The 21052-nt window shown below is 51.1% G+C and carries 19 protein-coding genes and 1 pseudogene; 9 read left to right on the forward strand and 11 right to left on the reverse strand.

What is annotated here, in order from left to right; translation table 11 throughout:
- Positions 1–165 precede the first annotated feature (165 nt).
- From VXJ35_RS22915 to VXJ35_RS22945, 7 genes are all read left to right on the forward strand, one after another.
- Positions 166–831, forward strand: coding sequence for a response regulator transcription factor (locus VXJ35_RS22915; protein WP_064023698.1), 666 nt, complete (start codon positions 166–168; stop codon positions 829–831).
- Complete coding sequence (locus VXJ35_RS22920) at positions 828–2153, forward strand: ATP-binding protein (protein WP_064023699.1); 1326 nt, start codon at positions 828–830, stop codon at positions 2151–2153. The genes VXJ35_RS22915 and VXJ35_RS22920 overlap by 4 nt, the downstream gene beginning before the upstream one ends.
- Positions 2150–3472, forward strand: coding sequence for a TolC family protein (locus VXJ35_RS22925; RefSeq protein ID WP_064023700.1), 1323 nt, complete (start codon positions 2150–2152; stop codon positions 3470–3472). Before VXJ35_RS22920 ends, VXJ35_RS22925 begins: the two co-directional genes overlap by 4 nt.
- A 119-nt stretch (positions 3473–3591) precedes the next feature.
- On the forward strand, positions 3592–4536 hold the full coding sequence (locus tag VXJ35_RS22930) for a membrane fusion protein MtrC (RefSeq protein WP_231914933.1): 945 nt from the start codon (positions 3592–3594) through the stop codon (positions 4534–4536).
- On the forward strand, positions 4536–7619 hold the full coding sequence (locus VXJ35_RS22935) for an efflux RND transporter permease subunit (RefSeq protein WP_064023701.1): 3084 nt from the start codon (positions 4536–4538) through the stop codon (positions 7617–7619). Before VXJ35_RS22930 ends, VXJ35_RS22935 begins: the two co-directional genes overlap by 1 nt.
- A gap of 455 nt (positions 7620–8074) precedes the next feature.
- Positions 8075–8413, forward strand: a complete 339-nt coding sequence (locus VXJ35_RS22940) for a CopG family ribbon-helix-helix protein (protein WP_082409821.1) — start codon at positions 8075–8077, stop codon at positions 8411–8413.
- Complete coding sequence (locus VXJ35_RS22945; protein ID WP_064023702.1) at positions 8410–9036, forward strand: PIN domain-containing protein; 627 nt, start codon at positions 8410–8412, stop codon at positions 9034–9036. Before VXJ35_RS22940 ends, VXJ35_RS22945 begins: the two co-directional genes overlap by 4 nt.
- Positions 9037–9043: 7 nt before the next feature.
- Here VXJ35_RS22945 and VXJ35_RS22950 read toward each other — a convergent pair whose 3' ends face one another.
- From VXJ35_RS22950 to VXJ35_RS22995, 10 genes are all read right to left on the reverse strand, one after another.
- On the reverse strand, positions 9044–10423 hold the full coding sequence (locus VXJ35_RS22950) for a hypothetical protein (protein WP_064023703.1): 1380 nt from the start codon (positions 10421–10423) through the stop codon (positions 9044–9046).
- An 80-nt stretch (positions 10424–10503) separates the two neighbouring features.
- Complete coding sequence (locus tag VXJ35_RS22955) at positions 10504–10821, reverse strand: DNA-binding transcriptional regulator (RefSeq protein ID WP_054761722.1); 318 nt, start codon at positions 10819–10821, stop codon at positions 10504–10506.
- Complete coding sequence (locus VXJ35_RS22960; RefSeq protein ID WP_054761721.1) at positions 10802–11188, reverse strand: type II toxin-antitoxin system RelE/ParE family toxin; 387 nt, start codon at positions 11186–11188, stop codon at positions 10802–10804. The genes VXJ35_RS22955 and VXJ35_RS22960 overlap by 20 nt, the downstream gene beginning before the upstream one ends.
- A 142-nt stretch (positions 11189–11330) precedes the next feature.
- A complete protein-coding gene (locus tag VXJ35_RS22965) occupies positions 11331–11531 on the reverse strand; it encodes a WGR domain-containing protein (RefSeq protein WP_064023704.1) in 201 nt (66 codons plus the stop codon).
- Positions 11532–11575: 44 nt separating this feature from the next.
- Positions 11576–12196 (reverse strand): recombinase family protein, encoded by a 621-nt coding sequence (locus tag VXJ35_RS22970; RefSeq protein ID WP_054761719.1) that lies wholly within the window; start codon positions 12194–12196, stop codon positions 11576–11578.
- Positions 12197–12683: 487 nt separating this feature from the next.
- Positions 12684–13373, reverse strand: a complete 690-nt coding sequence (locus VXJ35_RS22975; RefSeq protein WP_331711098.1) for a kfra protein — start codon at positions 13371–13373, stop codon at positions 12684–12686.
- 292 nt (positions 13374–13665) lie between these two features.
- Positions 13666–14118 (reverse strand): putative iron-sulfur cluster-binding metallochaperone, encoded by a 453-nt coding sequence (locus tag VXJ35_RS22980; protein WP_157198339.1) that lies wholly within the window; start codon positions 14116–14118, stop codon positions 13666–13668.
- A 15-nt stretch (positions 14119–14133) separates the two neighbouring features.
- Entirely contained in the window at positions 14134–14841 is a 708-nt protein-coding gene (locus VXJ35_RS22985; RefSeq protein WP_408953951.1) for a MerT/CopZ fusion-like heavy metal transport selenoprotein, read from the reverse strand.
- A 97-nt stretch (positions 14842–14938) separates the two neighbouring features.
- Entirely contained in the window at positions 14939–15346 is a 408-nt protein-coding gene (locus VXJ35_RS22990) for a MerR family DNA-binding protein (protein ID WP_064023707.1), read from the reverse strand.
- A 204-nt stretch (positions 15347–15550) separates the two neighbouring features.
- Positions 15551–16159 carry a recombinase family protein gene (locus VXJ35_RS22995; protein WP_064023840.1) on the reverse strand — a complete coding sequence of 203 codons (609 nt, stop codon included), beginning with the start codon at positions 16157–16159 and terminating at the stop codon, positions 15551–15553.
- Positions 16160–16321: 162 nt separating this feature from the next.
- On the opposite strand from VXJ35_RS22995, the gene VXJ35_RS23000 reads away from it, so the two are divergent.
- Positions 16322–19309, forward strand: a complete 2988-nt coding sequence (locus tag VXJ35_RS23000; protein WP_064023841.1) for a Tn3 family transposase — start codon at positions 16322–16324, stop codon at positions 19307–19309.
- A 14-nt stretch (positions 19310–19323) separates the two neighbouring features.
- On the opposite strand, the gene VXJ35_RS23005 is transcribed toward VXJ35_RS23000, so the two are convergent.
- Positions 19324–19482 (reverse strand): hypothetical protein, encoded by a 159-nt coding sequence (locus tag VXJ35_RS23005; RefSeq protein WP_231914935.1) that lies wholly within the window; start codon positions 19480–19482, stop codon positions 19324–19326.
- An 862-nt stretch (positions 19483–20344) separates the two neighbouring features.
- On the opposite strand from VXJ35_RS23005, the pseudogene VXJ35_RS23010 reads away from it, so the two are divergent.
- Positions 20345–20905: pseudogene (locus VXJ35_RS23010) on the forward strand (cation transporter).
- Positions 20906–21052: the final 147 nt, after the last annotated feature.

Consider the following 21052-nt stretch of genomic DNA (forward strand, 5'->3'; position numbering starts at 1 on the left):
AAATGCAGCGCAATTCTCATATCCAAAGCAATAGTGATGAATTCCGAATAGCTGCTGGTTAATCACCGGAATTGATACCTTCCCGAACATTCCGAAGAGCCTTAACTATTACTTAAATCTTAATCATTTACACTGTTGGCCAGATGAAGAAACTAAAAGGTCAACATGCGTTTGATATTAGCGGAAGACGATCCGATGATCGGCCAGTCGATCCGGGATGGATTGCAGATGGATGGCTTCGTGGTCGATTGGGTACAAGACGGGGAACAAGCCAAACAAGCCCTATCTCATGCGGCGAGCGAGTACGCTTTATTGCTGCTTGACTTAGGGCTTCCCCGCCTATCCGGCCAGCAGCTACTGGTCGAACTTCGCAAATCCGGCAACACCATTCCGGTATTGATTTTAACGGCGCGCGATGCACTAAGTGATCGAGTCGCTGGCCTCAATAGCGGTGCCGACGACTATCTGGTCAAACCGTTTGCCTTGGAAGAACTCGTTGCCCGTATTCATGCGCTGGTACGCCGGAGTACCGGACGCGGATCATCCGACATTGAATACGGTGCGTTGCGCATCAATCCGTTGAACCACGAAATTTGGTTGCGCAATGCCCTGATTGATTTATCCCCGCGTGAATTTGCCTTGCTGCATGCCTTGCTGGAGCAACCAGGGGCTGTGCTGTCCCGCGCGCAATTGGAAGAGCGTCTCTATGGGTGGGGGCAGGAAGTGGCCAGCAATGCGATCGATGTGCACCTACACAACCTGCGCCGCAAACTCGGTGCGGACATCATATTTAATGTGCGTGGCGTTGGCTTCAAAGTGGTGAAGCCATGAGCACCTCTATCCGCCAACGGCTAACTTATTGGTTAATGCCTGTTTTGCTGCTTTCCGGCACCGCGTTTGCCGTACCGACTTGGCTGAACGTTCACGAAGAAATTGATGAACTGTTCGACAAGGTGTTGCGTGAGGCGGCTTATTCCCTGTCTCATGCAAACCACGCGCAAGGTGCCAAACCGGATTCGAACGGCCTCGCATTGCACGGTGATGGTATTGATTTGGTCAGTCAGATTCGCGATCCAGAGGGGCGAATTCTATTTCAATCTCATCCGTTCTCGCCCATTCCACAAGGCGGAAAGCCGGGCTACGACACCGTGAACTGGCAAAACCAAGCTTGGCGCGTCGTGACTTTAACAACTGATAAGGGTTTGGTTCAGGTCGCGCAAGCGCTGCAAGAGCGCCGTGAAACCGCCAATGAAATCACCCTGCATTTATTGACGCCGCTGCTGATTTTGCTGCCGGCACTGACCTTATGGCTCGGTTGGGCGATTGGTCGCGGTTTAGCGCCGCTGGCTCAAGTCGCCGCTGCTGTGGCGCATCGCAATCCTCATTCGTTAGACCCCATCCCAGACAATGGTTTGCCCGCAGAAGTCAGCATTCTAGTCGGCGCATTGAACGGGTTACTGAGCCAATTGGATCAGGCACTGGCTACGCAGCGACAATTCACCGCCGATGCCGCCCACGAGTTGCGTAGTCCGCTCACCGCACTGTCTTTGCAGGTACAACTGGCCGAGCGTGCCACTGACTCGGATCGGCGTGCTCAGGCGTTGCAAACCTTGCGGCAAGGTATAGCCCGTGCCGGTCATTTGGTGCAGCAATTACTGACACTGGCTCGCCTTGATCCGAAAGCCGACGATTCTCCGCTTATACCGTTATTTCTGGATGATCTGGCACGGAACGTAGTGGCCGACTTTGCCCCGCTCGCCGCCAACCGCCATATCGATCTTGGCCTTTCACGAGCAGATCGGGTCAGGGTTACCGGTATTGACGAATCGCTGCGGATTCTGCTTGGCAATCTAATCGATAACGCCATCCGCTATTCACCGGCAAACGCACGGATTGACGTCAGTGTCATTAACGATGCCAAGACGGTTCGCCTGGAAGTCAATGATACCGGCCCCGGCATTGCCTTGAATGAACGCGATCGCGTGTTTGACCGATTTTATAGAGTTTTGAATAACGCCGAATCCGGCAGTGGTCTTGGCTTGGCTATTGCCAAGAGGATTGCCGAGCAACATCAGGCTGATATTACGCTGAGCGATGGGGATGGCGGGATGGGCTTGAAAGTGATCGTCACATTCCCGGAGATCAGAGCATGACACCGTTTGTTTCCGGTCGTTTCCCGTTAACGCTTCTCGCTTTGTCGCTGGCGGCCTGTACCCCGCAAGGCGTGGGTTTAATCGACGTTGCCAACGATCTGGAACAGCGCACGGGACAGCGTTTTGCCGAAACGCGTGCCGACGAAACCGCATGGCCCGCCAATGTAACTTTGGATGCCGGCTTGTCCGAAGACGAATTAGTCAGCTTGGCACTGTGGAACAATGCGGCCTTTCGCGCGACCTTGGCCGATTTGGGCTTGTTCCGGGCCGATCTCGTGCAGGCGGGTATGCTGCCCAACCCTACCTTCTCGATGTTGGTGCCATGGGGCGCAAAACCCTTGGAACTGACGCTGCGCTACCCGTTGGAAATTTTCTGGCTGCGTCCGCAACGGGTCGAGTTGGCAAAATTGGATGTCGAACAAACTGCACAACGTTTGGTGCAAACCGGATTGGACTTGATTCGCGATGTTCGCATCGCCCACGCCGAATTAAGCTTAGCCAAGCGACGCGTGGAATTGGCTGAATCTGCTGTCACATTGAGTCATGCTATCGCCGAACTCACGCAAGCCCGATTGAAAGCTGGCGATGCCAGCGAACTGGAAGTGACCAATGCTCGAGTCGATGCGCTGCAAGCCCTGGAACAAAAAGGCCGCCTGCAACGCGATTGCGAGATTGCCGACGAGCGCTTGCGGCACCTGGTCGGATTGAGCCTGGAGCAGTGGCCGACAAACGTTAGTGCGGAACTGATAGCCCATGATGACCGGTTCGATACCGAAAAGCTGGTCGAACAGGCGCTACTGGCACGTCCCGATCTACGTGCCGCAGAAATCAATGTACAAGGCGCGGGCGAACGCTTTGGCTTGGCGCGAGCCGAAATCTTTAATATCACCGCCAGCCTCAACGCCAAACAAATCAATGGGCCTTTGCTGGCAGGACCGGGCTTGGACCTGACGTTACCTATCGTCAATCAGAATCAAGGTGGCATCGCGCAAGCCCAGGCGCGCTTCGACAAGGCCGCCAGGCAATATGTCGCCACCCGGCAACGGATTGCGCTGGATGTCCGCGAAGCCCATGCCCGATTGCAACAGGCCGGCCAAAGCCTGCAACAGTGGCAACAAACTATTTTGCCGCCGCTGCAAGCCGCCATACAAGACGCTGAAAACGCTTATGCGGCCGGTAATGTCACCTATCTGTTCGTACTAGAAACTCAACGCCGCTGGCTGGACGCGCAATTAAAAACCGCGCAAGCCGCCGCCGATTTGCGCCGCGCCCGTGCGGAACTGGAACGCAGCGTGGGCCAGCGTCTAAAGCCTGCTTGACTCATTATTTCCCGGAATTCAAGACTAGAATCTGTATGAACCGCGTGTCTCCAAACCACAAACTGTTGTTGTCGGCTATAGTGCTTGTTATTGGTAACCTATTGGCTGCCGAAGCAACTGTGCCGCCTGCCAAAATCGAAAACCCGGTCAAGGAAAGCAATTTGACCCAAGTCGTTTTGGCACCCGAAGCCGCGAAGCGGCTGAGCATCGTCACCACTAAAGTTGAAAAACGACCGCTGACGCGCACCCGCTTGTTCGGGGGCGAGATCACGCTACCTGCCTTGAACGGTTCAGGAAAAGCGAACAAGCAATCGGTTTATACCATCCTGCCTTCGCTGGCACCGGCGGAATTGGTGCGTTTGGCGCAATCGCAAATCGACGCCGACGGCCAAGTGGAACAAGCCAAAGTACAAGTGCAAGCCGCGCAAATAGCCTTGAATCGCGCCGAACAGATGCGCCGCGACAAGGTGGGCACCGAACGCTCGGTCGATGATGCGCGAATGCAGCTAGGCTTGGCCGAGGCCAATCTGAAAACCGCGCACGAACGCCGCGATTTGCTCGGCCCCGCGCTGTTGGACGTCAACAACCGCAGCAGGTTTTGGGTGCGGGTGCCGGTCTATGTCGATGATATAGCCGGATTGAATACCGCCGCCCAGGCGCGTGTCGGTGGGCTGACAAATTCGTCCGAGAATGCCACTCGTCTTGCCTTGCCGGTGGCGGCGCCGCCTTCCGCTAATCCGGCTGCCGCCACGGTCGACTTATTCTATGAAGTCAAGAATTCGGATGCATCACTACGTCCCGGTCAGCGCGTTGGCGTGTCTATCCCGCTGCGTGGGGAAGACGAGAATCTGGTCGTGCCGTGGTCGGCGCTTGTGTATGACGTAAATGGCGGATGCTGGATTTATCAAGCACTGCAAGCCAATGTCTACCAGCGCCGGCGGGTACAGGTACTACGGGTGGTTGAAGATCAAGCCGCCGTGATGGGCGACATCGCGGCCGGTATCGAGGTGGTCACCGCCGGCGTGGCCGAATTGTTCGGTACTGAATTCGGTGTCGGCAAATGATGCGTTGGCTGATTTCCGTTGCATTACGCCAACGACTATTGGTGTTGGCTTTGGCTGTGGTGTTGGTGGTTTTCGGCGTGCAAGCCGCCCGGCAAATGCCGTTGGATGTGTTCCCGGAATTTGCGCCGCCGCTGGTGGAAATCCAGACGGAAGCACCCGGACTATCGACTGAGGAAGTGGAAAACCTAATCACCGTGCCACTGGAAAATGCAGTCAATGGCACGGCCTGGTTGAAAACCTTGCGTTCCAAGTCGGTGCTGGGCCTGTCTTCTGTGGTGTGTATTTTCCAGGAAGGCACGGATTTGATGCAAGCCAGGCAACTGGTGCAGGAACGGGTTGCCACCATCGCGCCGCGCCTACCGGTTGTGGCCCGCGCACCGGTGATGCTGTCGCCGTTATCGTCCACCAGTCGGGCGCTGAAGATTGGTATTTCATCGAAAAAACTGTCGCAGATGGAAGTGTCCGAATTGGCGTTATGGACCATTCGCCCAAGGTTGATGGCGGTGCCGGGTGTGGCCAACGTAGCCATTTGGGGGCAACGTGATCGGCAGTTACAAGTGCTGGTCGATCCGGACCGGCTGGCCGCCAACGGCGTGACGCTGGATGCGGTAGTGCGTGCGGCGGGCGATGCGGCCACCGTAACGGCTGGCGGCTTTGTTGATTTGCCTAATCAGCGTTTACCAGTGACGCATGTGTCGCCGCTGCAAACACCGGACGATCTGGCGCGAACCGTGGTGCAATTCACCGGCGGTGTTCCACTGCGCTTGGGCGATGTGGCGGACATTTTCGAAAGCCACCCGCCGCCGATTGGCGATGCAGTGATCAATGATGGTCCGGGATTACTGCTGATTGTCGAAAAACAACCCTGGGGTAACACCTTGGATGTGACGCGCAAGGTGGAAGCGACCCTGGAAGCTCTAAAACCTGGCCTGCACGACGTCGACATCGATCCAACCATCTTCCGTCCGGCAACCTTCATCGAACGCTCGCTGCAAAATTTAAGCGACGCGTTGATCTTGGGCTGCATACTGGTCGCAGTGATTCTGATCGCTTTTTTGTTCGAGTGGCGTACCGCCTTGATCAGCCTGTCGGCGATTCCGCTGTCGCTGTTGGCAGCTGCCTTAGTGCTGTATCTGCGTGGCGGCACCCTTAACACCATGGTGCTAGCCGGTCTGGTGATTGCGGTTGGTGAAGTGGTGGATGACGCAATCATTGATGTCGAGAATATCATGCGCCGTCTGCGCCTTAATCGCGAGGCGGGCAGTCCGTGGTCGCCTTTCCGCGTCGTGTTGAAGGCGTCGTTGGAAGTGCGCAGCGCTGTGGTGTTCGCCAGCCTGATCGTGGCGCTGGTGTTCGTGCCGGTATTCTTCCTCGACGGCTTGGCCGGTACCTTTTTCAGGCCGTTGGCATTTTCCTACCTGTTGGCGATTTTGGCCTCGCTACTGGTCGCGTTGACGGTGACCCCCGCCTTGTGCCTGATGCTGTTACCCAATGCGAAGCAGCGCCAGGGGGATGCACCGCTGACACGGGTTTTGAAACGGCATTATCGCAAGCTGTTACCGGCAATCGTCAGCCGTCCGCAATGGGCGACGGGTTTTCTGTTAGTGGCGTTTGTATCGACAGCTATCGCGTTACCGCGACTTGGCGAATCGTTTCTACCCAACTTTAAGGAAACCGATTTTTTGATGCATTGGGTTGAAAAGCCTGGCACCTCGCTGGAAGCCATGCGCCGTATTACGGTACAAGTTAGTAAGGAACTGCGGGCGATCCCCGGTGTGCGCAATTTCGGTTCCCACATTGGCCGGGCCGAAGTTGCCGACGAAGTGGTAGGGCCGAACTTTACCGAGTTATGGATTAGTTTAGACACGGTGGTTGATTACGACAGTACCGTGGCAAAAATCCAGGCCGTCGTCGACGGTTATCCGGGGCTTTACCGGGATGTGCTGACGTACCTGCGCGAACGGATCAAAGAAGTGCTGACCGGTGCCAGTGCGACCGTGGTGGTGAGGCTGTATGGCCCAGATTTGGGAATCCTGCGAGATAAGGCCGCAGAAGTCAGTCAATCCATCGCTGATGTACCCGGCATCGCCAACCTGAAGGTGGAACCGCAAATAGTGGTGCCGCAGATACAGATACGGCTCAAGCCGGACGTGGCGGCCAACTTCGGCTTGACAGCCGGGCACGTGAGGCGGGCCGCTGCTACCTTGATCAAAGGCAGCAAGGTCGGCGAAATTTACCGTGACCAAAAAATCGTCGATGTCACGGTTTGGGGTCATGAACGAGTGCGCCATGACCTTGCCGCGCTCAGATCGCTTACTATCGATACGCCATCCGGGGCGCGCGTGCCGTTGGGCGATGTGGCCGACATCGATATGGTGCCCACACCTAACGAGATCAAACGGGAAAACGCCTCGCGCCGAATCGACGTCACCTGCAACGTCAGTGGCAACGATTTAGGCGGCGTGGCGCGGGAAATAGAAAATCGCGTGAAGAGGCTAACGTTCGCGCAAGGCTATCACCCGGAGTTTCTAGGCGAATACGCGGCACGACAAGCATCCAGCGAACGGCTGACCTGGCTGAGTTTGGCTTCATTGCTGGGTATCCTGGTGTTATTGCAGGTCGATTTTCGCTCACTACGCTTGGTCTGTCTGGTGGCATTAACCTTGCCGTTCGCGTTGATCGGGGGCGTTGTGGGGGCGTTTTTAAGTGGCGGCGTGCTGTCGCTCGGCTCGCTGGTCGGCTTTATCACCGTGCTGGGTATCGCCGCGCGGAACGGCATCATGTTGTTGAGCCATTACCGACATTTGGAACAGGAAGAAGCTGTCCTATTCGGACCTGACTTAGCGCAGCGCGGCGCCGAAGAACGTCTGGCACCCATCCTGATGACAGCGGCTTGCGCCGGATTGGCCTTGCTGCCGTTGATCCTGAAAGGCAACGTACCCGGCCACGAAATCGAATACCCCATGGCGGTAGTGATACTCGGTGGCTTGATGACCTCGACCTTGTTGAATCTGTTTTTGATGCCTTCCCTGTATTGCAGGTATGGCAACACTACAGTACAAAAGTTAAAGGAGGTTATGTGAATTGAGTGTCAGGACACGGGTGACGTGCGCCCATTGACAAGTGTATAAATCGGACTGCAGTGGCCTTGTCAAATCTGTTGTTCACGAACTTGGTGCCAATTTACAAGGGGATACCAACGAGATTTCAGGTTTTATTCAACAATTACCACCAATGGGATTACCAGCGCCCCATGGGCGAGTGAGAGTAAATTGGTGCCGGCCGATTTTAAAGGCCAAGAACACGAATCACTTCACACCCATGGTCATATGGTGGTTGTCGTCGCGGGTCCCCCTGGCTCACAATAAAACATCCTCGGCGGGGACTGCGGGGCCGTCCATAACTTTGCGGATTTTCGCGCGGTATTCCTCCAACAAGCCCTTGACCAAATATCGATCATTCCCGATTTAAACTCTACCCCCACGTGATCAATCTGCTTTATGATTACACGTGAACCACAAATAACCAGAGCGTAGCCATGGCCACAGAAGCATTTACCGTTAGAACCGAATCAGACATCGTGCATCAGCTTGATAGCATGGCCGGGGCGTTGGATCGTTCGCGTAACTACCTTGTCAATCAAGCCTTGCGCGAATACCTGAAAACTCATGCCCGGAAAATTGAGAAAATTACCCAGGGCATAGCCGCTGCTGACCGTGGCGAAGTCATCGAGCATGAAGACGTGATCAAGGAATTGGAAGTCATCGCACAACCTACAAGCGGCGACGATTTCTTTGACTGTGCCGGCATCTGGGAATCACGAGAAATCGACCAAACTACCATTCGTGTAAAAGCCTGGCCGGATCAGCGTGGATGATTCTCTGCGACACCAATATCTTGATTGAATTCTACAAAGGCAATCCAGCTATCATCCAAACTCTCAGAGCCATAGGATCGGCTAATATCGCCGTCAGCGTCATCACCAAAGCCGAACTGTTTTACGGCGCTAGAGACAAACAAGAACTGGCCAAAATCGAACGCCATTTAGGGTTGTGCCATTGCTACGGCTTCTCGCCGGAACACTACCCGGCACGACCGCCGTATTACGCCGGCCGTTACAAATTTCAAAAGCACTTTTTCCCTATCATCGAGGATTTGAAGGCCCAAGGTGAAGAGTATGAGTGTGCCAAGGCGATTGATAGTTTACCGGAAGTGAAATATTGGATTCGGAACCTGGTTCGCCGGGATCATGCCTCGTTTTGGCTGCCGTTGGCTCATAACCGCTTTTACCCTGATTTTGTCTGCGAACTGACGGACGGCCGGATGTTGGTCGTCGAGTACAAGGGCGAAGCCTATGCCAGTAACGACGATTCAGCCGAAAAACGTGCGGTAGGCGAGTTGTGGGCGAAATCCAGCCAAGGGCGTTGTTTATTTATCATGGCTGTCGAGCAAGATAATCAAGGCCGAGACGTTAGGCAGCAGATTCAAGATTTGGTGTAATTTATCGCTATGTGTAGAACTTCGTCCCCATTTCCTGGAAGAAATGTTTATACCGTTCGCCGAATTCAGTCATTAGCTTCCGGTTTAACAACGGATGTGTGCTGCACTGTGCGCATGTAGAAACAACATCTCTATAGATTGATGCCGGAACCTTTCTTTCTCCCTGATAATTCATTAAGAGCTTTCCGCCTAATTGATCAGTTGTTTTACTTCCCCTTTGGAACATGAATATATTGGGGAGTCTGCCATAGGCAGAAAAAACAACATAACGCCAACTCGGGTCTGGAGTTCCCTTTTCAGGAAGTACCTCCACCGAATACTCCAGGTCCCCGCCATTACTCAGTTCTTCATAAGCAATAGAGCACTTTTTCGGACCTTCTGCAATTAACACACAGGGGCCGATTGCATCGTAATCAACAAATCTAGCACTTGCTTCAATTCCTAGCAGTTTTGACAAATCTTCCCTTTCAGTCTCAGGTAATGCCATCTGGCCATTAAGGAACCAAAGCAGTTGTTTTACTGTAATGCCGATAGCCTTAGCAATGTCGCCCGGTTTATTAGGCCAACAATCCACCAGTATTTTTGCTTTGAGCGCACAACGTCGGTCCCAATCCTCGTCGGTTATGTCATCAATATTTTCATCCTCGCCACTCAGCAGCCAGTAACAGCCAGGTTTTGTCTCATGCCGCCAGAAATGCATTTTCTGATTTTGTGGGACAGTTGTTTCCCATGAGGAAAGCCAGGAGCCGCTAACCCAATCCAATTTTGAGGGGCTCAAAACCGTATTTCTGGTCTTAAAAGGCAACGCCATCCATTTTGAGGCCTGTTCTTTGACTGCGTTGTTTCCGATCCATTCCCACCTGCGACCATTGACGTGCCCGTTGTGAATATTCAAGGCATGATCATTCAACTCTTTAACATCGTTGATGACATGGCCATCACGGTTGTACCAACCAAGTTCCAGTCCGCGTTGTTGAGCAACACGCAATGAGGCCGAGAATTGCTTATCCCTCCCATCAGCGATTTCAAGCGATATGCCGCCAATATGGTCGAGCGATTTTTGCAATTGAGGGCATGCATTGGCAATGTGACGATTGATCTTCAGCTTATCGGGGTATCCACGGAGGCCAGACGCCTTTTCCCAGCCTTCCAGCAAAACGCCAGATAATGATCTTGGCTCATCGAGTAGAGAAAATGTCTGCCATTCAATTTGGGTTCCAGGGACAGTAAGCCCGTATAGAACCAGCGGCTTCAAATCGAATTTTTCCGCATCTTTTAATCGAATCGGATCGTTAACAAAAACAATACCTTTATCGGCGTGTAGAAAAACGTGTTTTGCGATTGCGACATAGAAATGGTGTTCGCGAGTGTAAGCCGTTAAAGTCATGATGATAAGTGGGCGCACACCAGCACAATGGCATCGCGAGTTAAGGGGGCTATTCTTCTTGGTTAAGCCAGGCTTTGGTTTTAAGCAATCGCTTCCAGCCCGTTTTTGGCGACCAGAGACAGAAGCTTCAATGATGCGCCTTTGGGGTGCTTCTCACCTCGCTCCCATTGGCTGACCAGGCCGGTCGTGACGTTCAAATGCCGTGCAAAAACGGCTTGGCTTGCGCGTTCACGCAACCGAAGCGCTCGGATTTCTTCTGGTTGCAAGGGGTTGATTGGCGTTAGGCACAATTCATCGAATTTGCGCATAGTACGCTTATCCATGACGCCCGCCTCATGCAGACCCTCGGCGGTTTCATGCACGGAGGCCATCAAACGGCTACGGTATTGTTTTTTCATTGCAGATTACCTCTATCAATGTCTTATTTGCCAATGCGCAGTTTAGTGCTACTTCGTCATACTCCAGCATGACAGCCGCTAATTTCCGCAAAGCGACCAATTCATCGTCATCTATGTTGGCTTGCTCATTTTTGGCGAAACCGTGTACAAAGAACGCCAACGAACCTATGCGGAACAAGATCAGGGTGCGGAACCCGCCCGATTTGCCACCACCGCTACGGGCGACACGTTGTTTAATGACGCCGCCGCCTAAATCAGCATCCAGGAATCCCTTTTCGGCATCACTGACTGCCTTACAGAGGCTTGAATCGTCTATTCCTGATTTTTTGGCAAATCGTGTGAACGCCTTGTTTTTGAATATTCGCACGCCTGCTCTGTTGCCATTTTCGTCTTTTGAATATAGCGCTTAGTGTTATAGTTTGCAAGAAAAGACCAAGTTGTTGACCGCGAGCCCTGTATTAATTTCGCAGCGCATAGAATACGGACTGGAGTATATTCAATGCTCCGCATCAGTTTTCTGCGCGAAGGGCTCGATAGCCTTTTTTACATTTGGCCGTGCATATCTTATTCCCGGCGACAATGGCTTCTTCCTGGGTCTCGAACCACTCCTTCCTGACTGTGCCTGGAGAACCTACCCCGCCCCATTCCTTGATCAACGACCAATCATTGAATAGACCAGGCGTTACAAACATCTGATAAAAACGATGCATGTTGTCTTTGTCATCAGCCGTTCCAAATAGACGTGGTTCATCACTTACTCCCCAGAAGAGTTGACCGACTTTTCACTTTGCGGTGATTTCAACGCCGCTTCCCGAATCCGCATAATGGTTTGCCGGGTGGTCTTGAATTCCCGAGCTAACTCCGAAACGTTGGCGCCTGCGGCCAAGCGTTTGACAACGTCAGCACGAGCTTCCGCATTGAGTGCCGGCGGCCGACCGAACTGTTTCCCCGCTGCCTTCGCGCGACTAATGCCCGCTTGGGTTCGCTCAATCAGCAAGTCACGCTCAAACTCAGCAACTGCTGCGATAACCTGCATGGTCATCTTGCCGGCAGAACTGGTTAGATCAACCCCGCCTAACGCCAGACAATGAACGCGCACCCCGGACTCAGAAAGGTGCTCGACCGTGGCCCTGACATCCATGGCGTTGCGACCGAGCCGATCCAGTTTGGTCACCACCAACACATCGCCCGCTTCCAGTCGCTCGATCAATTTATTAAAGCCAGGTCGTTCTTTCGCCGCGACTGAACCGCTGATACTTTCTTCAATCAAACGATGCGGCTGAATGGCGAAACCGGCAGACTGAATTTCCCGGCTTTGATTTTGGGTCATCTGGTCCGTGGTCGACACTCGACAGTAAGCAAAGACGCGTGACATGCGCTAATTCCGTCCGAAAGGGATGTACGAATTATAACACATGTCCGTAATTCAAGTGGCCTACTTTAGTACATACCCTGTGAGGACTGTCCGAAACCGGTCGATTTTGGACATTTATGTCAGAAGATGACTGCACTACTTTTGTTACCATTAATATATAGGGTGTCATTTTCAGAGTCCGGCTTCAAACATCAAGCCCCCAGACACGACCATGCCAATCCCAGACTCATTGCCCTGACCTTCTAAGGTCCAACAATGACAGACATGCACCATGCGGCTCTTTTATGCCCAACAAATAATCACGGGCAGTATAGGTGTGCGCCCAGTAATAAGAGCGAAAGCCATACGGTTTAACAACCGAGCCTTTAAAGCCAATGAAAGTCCGACAACGATAACTGCTTATCCATCGATGCATCACTTCTTTGGCCTGTTGCAATTGATTCACGTTCATCATCACTGAGCCCTCCGTTTTTAGCCACAAAATGCCTTATACCTTTTTCGGTTTTTCGGTTTTTTCCGGTTGCTGGTTTCCAATGGCCTGCATCAACTGAGCGGCCTGGATTTTCATGGCTTCCAATTGGCCTGTTAGCTTGGCAAGCTCTTCTCGGGTTTTACCCGCCTCCCCTTTGGCGCCATCTCTTTCCGCCTCAAGCTTTATCAGCTTATCGGCGACTCGCTGTAGCTCAGTGGCAGCCCTTTTTCTCTCTTCCTTATGGGACTCTTCGGCGGCTTCCGCCTTAGCCTGTACTTTAGTCAGTTCCGTTTTCACTTTATCCCGTTCTACCGCCAATTCTTGTGCCGCCCGCTTTTGATCCGCCAATGCTTGCCGGAATTGTACTTGTTCGGCAACATGCTGCTCGCCCGCTACCTTCGCGTTTTTTTCGACCGCCTCTAGCCGTTCGCGTAAGGTAGCCAGTTCAACCGCTTTAGCTTGGTCAGCCGCTAACACCTCGGCCAGACGTTTTTCCAACTCCCCTACCCTGGACCGCTCTTCCGCCAGCATAGCCTCTAACTCATCGACAGCCTGCGAAGCGTCGGCAAGTTCGCGCTCTGCCTGGGCCTGCTGTTCGCCCGCAGCCCGCAAGACATCCGCCACACGGCGCTCTTGGGTCTTGACGGCTTTGTCATTTAACTCCACGGTCAGCGCGTTGATTTTGTCCACCAAGGCCTTGGTCATGGCCGCCAAGGTTTCAGCGACCTCTACGGGCAGCTCTGCTACCGGCTCTGCATTGGTCACCGACTGACTGACATTGTGCTTATCCCAAACTTCTTTAAGTCTTTTGGGATCGCCACCGCCGGTGATTTTGGGGGACGGTAAGGATTCCTTCGTAAATGCGTAACATCATAATCAGGTATGCAACTTAATAGAATGCAGACCGATGTTTACATCTTCTAAAGGTAGGGAACGGCTAGAAGCGGTCAACTAATAACGCAACCAATCAGTCATCTGAATGGCTGGTTTATAGCGATCATTTGACAGCTGTATTGTGCTCATTTTCCAACCGTTTGAAATTGGCCAAACAGCATTGGCCTGACGGGTTCCTGATTTCACAGGCACATTCTCCGGCTTTGGTGCGTTGCATGACAAAATCCTTTATCGGTTCCGCAAGTTGAGCTTTTAACGCAGATAAATACTGCTCGGCGTCAATATCAAAACAGTAACAAAGTGCGTCGTTTTGAATCGCTTGATAACTTCGTAAATGCTGTTTGGGAATGGTGTTGCCTGTGTTGGAAAAGTACCCAACTGCACATGCTTTGGCCGGACAAAAATAATAGCTGTCAGTGATGAGCGTCTGATTCTCGGGAAACCGGACTTGATGATAAAGCGTAGCCATACCGACGCTTTTGCATGTGGAGCCGCATTCAGGGCAAATCTGTTTGGTTTTGGTGGATGTATTGGTGGGGCAGCAGCAATCAGACATAGATGTATCCTTGCCTTATCGAGCAACAGGTGTGGCAAGGGAACCCGGATAACCGGCATCCGCCGTGGCTTTGATCAAGGCTGCACTATCGGTTTTTTGGTTATCGAAGGTGATGGTGGCCGTTTTTGAATCGTAATCGACAGTCACTTCTTGTACGCCTTCGACTTTCTTCAAAGCTTTCTTGATGGTGACTGTACACATGGCACAGGTCATATTTTCTATGTTCAGCGTCACCGTTTGCTGCCGGTTTGGCTGTGCAACAGTCGTTTCAGCATGAGCTGCCGGCATCCACAACACACTTGATGACAAGCTTAAAATAAACAAACTGGATTTAATGGTCATATCTGAATCCTCTCAAGCCATGAAAAAAGGCGCTAACAAAGGAAAGGCCAGCAGTATCAAAATGAATGCGGAACCCAACCAAAACATCAAGCGTTGTCGGCGCTGGATGTCGGATGTGGCGCAGCTTTCACCTTCCTCACAGCGTTGAGGCATTAAATAGAGTTTTCGATACCCTAAAGCCATAAAGACCACGGTCAGGATGATGAAAAATGGACGGACCGGTTCCAGCCCTGTCAACGTGCTCATCCATGCGCCGCCAATGCCTAAAGATAAAAGTAAAAAAGGCCCGACGCAGCATGCCGAAGCCGCTACAGCGGCCAAGAGAGCGCCGATACCTAACCATGATGGGGTGTTAATGGGTGTTTCAGGGTCTGTATTCACGCGAATCTCCTCAACCAAACAATGTTCAATGCTGGCAAGAAGCTTAAACCCTGTTGTTTAGAACAGAGTCAAGTGGTCGATGGTGACTTATTTACAATCAGGATTTGGTTGATGCATCATCGCAAAACGCATCGAGAATGGCGCAACGCGCGGTTGAAGCAGTCTGTTGACAATCGTTGACCAGGGTTTCCAATACCTGACGGAGAGCCGTTAAATTTTTGATCTGTTGGTCGATCTGCTGGCATTTCTGCTCGGCGAGCTGTCTTACGTCAGCACAATGTGCCCCGTCAAGCGATAACAAGGTAGCAATTTCCTTCAAGGTAAATCCAGCCTGTTGAGCGCGTTTGATAAACCGGATTCGGGTAATCGCATCAGCTGAATAACAGCGATAACCGCCGTCGGGTTTCTCTGGTTCCGTTAGTAAACCCATGCGTTGATAGTGACGGATGGTTTCAATGGTGACTTCGGTATGTTTGGCAAGTTTGCCGATGGTCAAAGGTGGCATTTCATTGAACTAAACGTTGAAGGGCTGTTATTTTCTCTCAGTTTTTCCAATCATCAGCTATTTAGAATCACCTATCAATATTATCTGGAGGCGGCAATTGATCAGATACCTGTCTTTAAAGGAATTGGTGTCAAATGGACTGGTTTGGGTCGATGGCTGCAATATGCTTCAATAATTCATTGACCGCTTTTGTTAAAAATCAATTTAGCTGATGATGGATTGCCCCGCCTCTTTTAACGATCCATCGCCGTTGAGGTACATATAAAGTGTCGTAGTCGTAATCCCAAGCCTTTTGGCTACTTCAGACGCATTAGCTTTGGGATCGGACAAAGCTGACATCGCCATCATCAAAGTTGATCTATCCATCTTTCGAGGCCGTCCGCCCTTTCGACCTCGTGCTCTTGCCGCAGCAAGTCCAGCCTGAGTGCGTTCAACAATCAATTCCCGTTCAAATTCGGCCAGCACTGCAAAAATCCCAAAGAACAACCGACCGTTTGAGGTGTTTGTATCGATTTGGGCTCCGGCTCCTGCCAATACTTTCAATCCGACGTTACGAGAACGCAGATCGTCTAGCGTCTTTACCAAATGTTTCAAATCACGGCCTAGTCGATCCAATTTCCATACGACTAGTGTGTTGCCAGGTTGAAGCGCTTTGAGACAGGCATTTAGTCCCGGTCTGTCGTCTTTGCGACCTGATGCCATGTCTTCGTAAATCCGGTTCGACTCAACACCTGCTTCCCGCATAGCGTCAAGTTGCGGCGATAGAGTCTGAGTACCATCGTTCTTGGATACACGGACATAACCAACAAGCATAATGAGTTTCAATGTGCAAGAAAAGATAGAAGCAAGGGTACAATGTTGTATAGATTTTCTCAATGAGTTTTCTTGTATATTTTTTGCCGTGTTTGGGCGATTTTTTGAGTACAAGATAAACGGACGTTTTTCTTGTGCTTAATCACTTTTCGGTTTTTAAAATTGCAACCCAGCGATACAGCCTATCCCCGATTCAAAAGCCGACTTACACAATCGGAATTGGAACGTTTCTATACGGTGACAGATGTCGAACGGGCCTATTGCGATACTGCCACTCGCTCAAGCACCACGCGCTTAGGATTTGCCCTACTATTAAAAACCTATCAACGACTGGGTTACTTTGTAACTTCAGAGCAAGTGCCGAATACCATTGCTGAGCATGTCGCCTCCAGCATGGGTGAACCTTATGATCGGGAAAATTTGAAGCAGTACGATGTTTCCCAGGCCAGACGCAAACACTTGTCGGCGGTGCGTGAATTTTTAACGGTCAAACCATTCGGCGACGATGGCAAGGCGCTGATGCGCCAAACTTTTGCCGAAGCGGCGCTGACCAAGGAAGATGTCATTGATATTATCAATATCGGTATCGAGACCTTGGTACGCCATCGTTACGAGTTGCCGGCATTCGATACCTTGCTGCGGGAAGCTCGCGTCGAACGGAGTGCAACGAATCAGGCGCTGCACACGCAAATTCACGATGCCCTTGGAGATGCTGGCCGGATTTATCTCGACAATCTCTTCGTCGTGGGCGATGACCCGCGCCGGGTGAGTCCTTGGAATGATATCAAGCAAGATGCCGCCAAACCTACGATAGACGGCATGCGCGATTTGATCGAGCGCTATGACCGGCTGACCGAGTTGGCTTCCCACGCAGACCTGTTAAAAACCATGCCGGTCATCAAAATCAAACAATGGGCGCTGGAAGGCAATAGTCTGGATGCTGCCAGCATGATGGATATGGCTGCCGCCAAACGCTACGCCGTTGCCTTGGCCGTGATTCGGCAACGGCTGGCGATTGTGATCGATGATCTGTGCAATATCTTTTGCAGACAGATGAAGCGAACGTTGCACAGTGCTGAAGAAGCGCTTGAAGAATATCTGGAAGACAATCAAGAAAAAACCGATGAGATTTTGCGCCGGTTTGCGGTGTTGGAAACACTTTTAAATTCCAGCCAATCGGCAGACGAACAATTAAAAGGCGTTCGCCAGGCGGTGACGGCTCGCCCGGATTTGTGCGAATTCTCGCGTTTACATGCGGAATACGGCGGAAAGAACGAATTCCGTTTTGTCTGGCAGTTCTTCAAACCACGGCGGGCGGAAATGTTACGGATTTTGAGCAAGCTAAAACTTGAATCCACCAGCCAGGATGCCAGTTTTGAGCGGTCGCTGGCTTTTATGTTGGAGAACAGCCATCGGCAAATCGCGTGGCTATCGCTTAATGGCAAAGGCAACATAACATTAACTGATAACGATCTGGACTGGATTCCAGAAAAATGGTGGAAGTTGGTGACGGGCGAAATCAAGCGTGATTTGGTTCCGACCCGTATCAATCGCCGCCAGTTCGAGGCATGCGTTTGTTTACAAATGGTTAGGGAGCTGAAGTCCGGCGACCTGTGTGTGATCGGCAGCGATGCGTATTCTGATCACCGGAATGAATTGGTGCCGATGGAGGAATGCGAACGCACTCGCGCGGATTATGGCGAGAAGGTAGGCTTGCCGGTTGAGAGTGAGGCATTTATCGAGCATGTTAGCACCCTACTGACAGAGGCGGCGCGGCAAGCTGACAAGTCTTATCAGGAAAATGCCTATTTCAATATCATCAATGGCAGGCCAAAACTTGGCCGCCAAAATAAAAAGGAGATTCCGCCAGGCTTCAAGGAGATGGATGATGCGTTAAGGCGAAAACTCGATAGCATGGGTCTATCGTTGTTGGACGTGCTTACCGATACCATGCAATGGATTGGATGGGGTAAGCATTTTGGCCCGTTGAGCGGTCACAAAGGTAAGTTACTGGAGGAAGACCGGCGCAAGATTCTGACGGTGTTTGCCTATGGCACAGGTTTAGGGCCAACACAAATTTCCAAGAATATTGCCGATGTCAGCGCTCGGCAAGTGTCATTCGTCAATCAACGCCAAGTCACGACGGAAAAACTGGAAGCCGCTATTACTACAACCATCAATGCGTACAATCAATTTCAACTGCCCCGCTATTGGGGCGATACAAAACGCGCGGCAGCCGATGGAACACAGTGGAATCTGTATGAAAATAATCTACTGTCGGAACGGCATATCCGTTACGGCGGGTATGGTGGGATTGCTTACTATCATGTCAGCGACACGTATATTGCGCTGTTTTCGCATTTCATTCCCTGCGGTGTCTGGGAAGCCGTGTATATCCTGGATGGGCTGACAAAAAACAATTCTGATATTCAGCCCGACACCTTGCATGGCGATACCCAGGCGCAAAGCGCACCGGTTTATGGTTTGGCTTTTTTGCTGGGTATCAAGTTGATGCCCCGTATCCGCAACTGGAAAGATTTGAAATGGTTCCGCCCAAGCGCCGACGAAGTGTATAAACACATTGATGACCTGTTTACCAAGGATGCCATCGATTGGGACTTGATCGCCTGTCATTTGCCGGACATGCTGCAAGTGGCACAATCGATTCGTGCCGGGCGTATTCAACCATCGACCATCTTGCGCAAGCTTGGTACCGCAAGCCGGAAAAACAAACTGTATTTCGCCTTTCGGGAGTTGGGCCGAGTTGTCCGCACTATTTTCCTACTGGAATATATTAGCGACGATACGTTACGCCAAGTTATCCAAGCGGCGCAAAACAAGTGCGAAGGATTCAACAACTTTGCGCAATGGGCGTATTTCGGATCGGACACCATCGAGGAAAATGTGCGCGAGGATCAGTTGAAGATAATCAAGTACAATCACCTGATTGCCAATCTGATGATTTTCCACAATTGCCATACGATGACACAAGCATTCAAGGAACTGGAAGCAGAGGGAATGAAGCTAACGCCTGAATTGGCCGCTGCTTTTAGTCCATATCGGACGCATCACGCTAATCGTTTCGGCAAGTACGAGCTTCGGGAGCGGGATTTGGAACCGATTGACTATAGCGTAATGTTCCAAATGTGACGAAACCAGGGATGTTACTCATTTACGAAGGAATCCTTACGGTCCCCCATTTTGCGCAATGCAAAGCCCGTTACATTCCGATTGGCCCTCACCAATGCCTCGCCGGCTTCAATAATGCGCTCATCGGTTATATCGGCGGGACGACCCACTGCGGAATCAAGCTCTTCTTTCATGACGGCCTCCATCAATTTGACTGTGTGTATAGTCTAGCACAAATCAAGAAATTAAGTAATAAAGAAATAAAGAAATAAAGAAAGTAATAAACTAAACAAGAAACAACGAAAGAAAACAACTATAATGTCGAGTGACACAAAAAGTGAAAAGTGTCAGTTCTCAAAATTCATGAAATTTTTCTCACAATTGTGAAATGAAATCTCATAATTAGTGAAATGGGCTCTGGATTGGTTAACCGATGGATTTTTTGGCTTTGGGGGAAATAGGTCGCGGGATAGAAGATTTTGTCTATAAGCATGCAACCCTATGTGATGGTGCTGTCTGCTGAGGCAAATAATGTAAAACTTCTGTAAATGAGATTGATTGTTATTTGTCGCTGTTAACGGGCTGATGTGGGTTAGAGCACGTCGAGGGCGTAGCTTATTGAACAGAGAGGATACAGTTGTCGGATAAGACTGTAATTCCTATATGCCCTTTATGGCGCCCTCGGGCGCCATTTGCTTTTTGAATATTGGAATTCATTAAAAATGTAATCAGGGTGGCGAATACGAAGAGTCTCAGGCAGATACAATCTAATTGGCTGCTGCGAGCCGGAGAATCCTACCTACAACCAGATGTCAGCGTGTACTTTATAGTGATGAACTAAGTTATGATTCCCGACAAAAAGCGTGCCAAATTAGTGAAAAACTAATGACACAAATAACCAAAAATTCCGACAGATATGGAATAAAGATTGAATAAGTTACATAGTAAGCACCGATAAATTTAGAACTGTTGGGTGCTAATATGGCGGATTGTTGCAACGATAAAGCGTGTGAAATCGAGGCGCTACGCTCTCGGCAAAGCGCAACGCTAAAATCAGTGCTCGGCATTAATGCCCTTATGTTTTTGGTTGAGTTAACGACTGGGATCATGTCGGGTTCACTTTCGTTATTAGCGGACTCGCTGGATATGCTAGGTGATGCCTTGGTCTACGGGTTCAGTATTTACGTCATTGCCCGAGGCCCCCGGATGAAGGCAATCGCAGCCGTGGTCAAAGGGGGAATCATGGCGACCTTTGGGTTGTTCGTACTTGCTCAAGCCGTGTACAAGCTCTTCTTCCCTCAAGTTCCCGTATTTGAAACGATTGGCGCAATCGGCGCTCTTGCGCTGTTCGCCAACAGTTTGTGCTTAGCCCTACTTTGGCATCATCGTTCAGATGATTTAAATATGCGTTCGGTCTAGTTGTGCTCGCGTAATGACATCATAGCCAATGTCTCCGTACTGCTTGCTTCGGTGGGTGTTTGGTTTACCGCTGCTGCTTGGCCTGACATCGCAGTCGGCCTGGCGATAGCTCTTCTGTTTATCAAGTCATCATTTACCATACTGCGTGAGGCCGTGGCTGAACTTCGGGATAATAAAGTGGAAAATCCGGAGGCCTGACAGCCCCGAAATATTTCACTGCTAGTGACGTAGCAGGTACTCCTTCAGGGGAATCTGCTCATCTACATTTAATCTGGATTTGTCGAATGATGACTCTTACGATTGTCGTACTCCCAACAATCATAAGAAAAACTATCGAGATAAAGC

It is taken from the genome of Methylomonas sp. DH-1 (genome assembly GCF_046097555.1).
In the GTDB taxonomy this organism is placed as follows: domain Bacteria; phylum Pseudomonadota; class Gammaproteobacteria; order Methylococcales; family Methylomonadaceae; genus Methylomonas; species Methylomonas koyamae.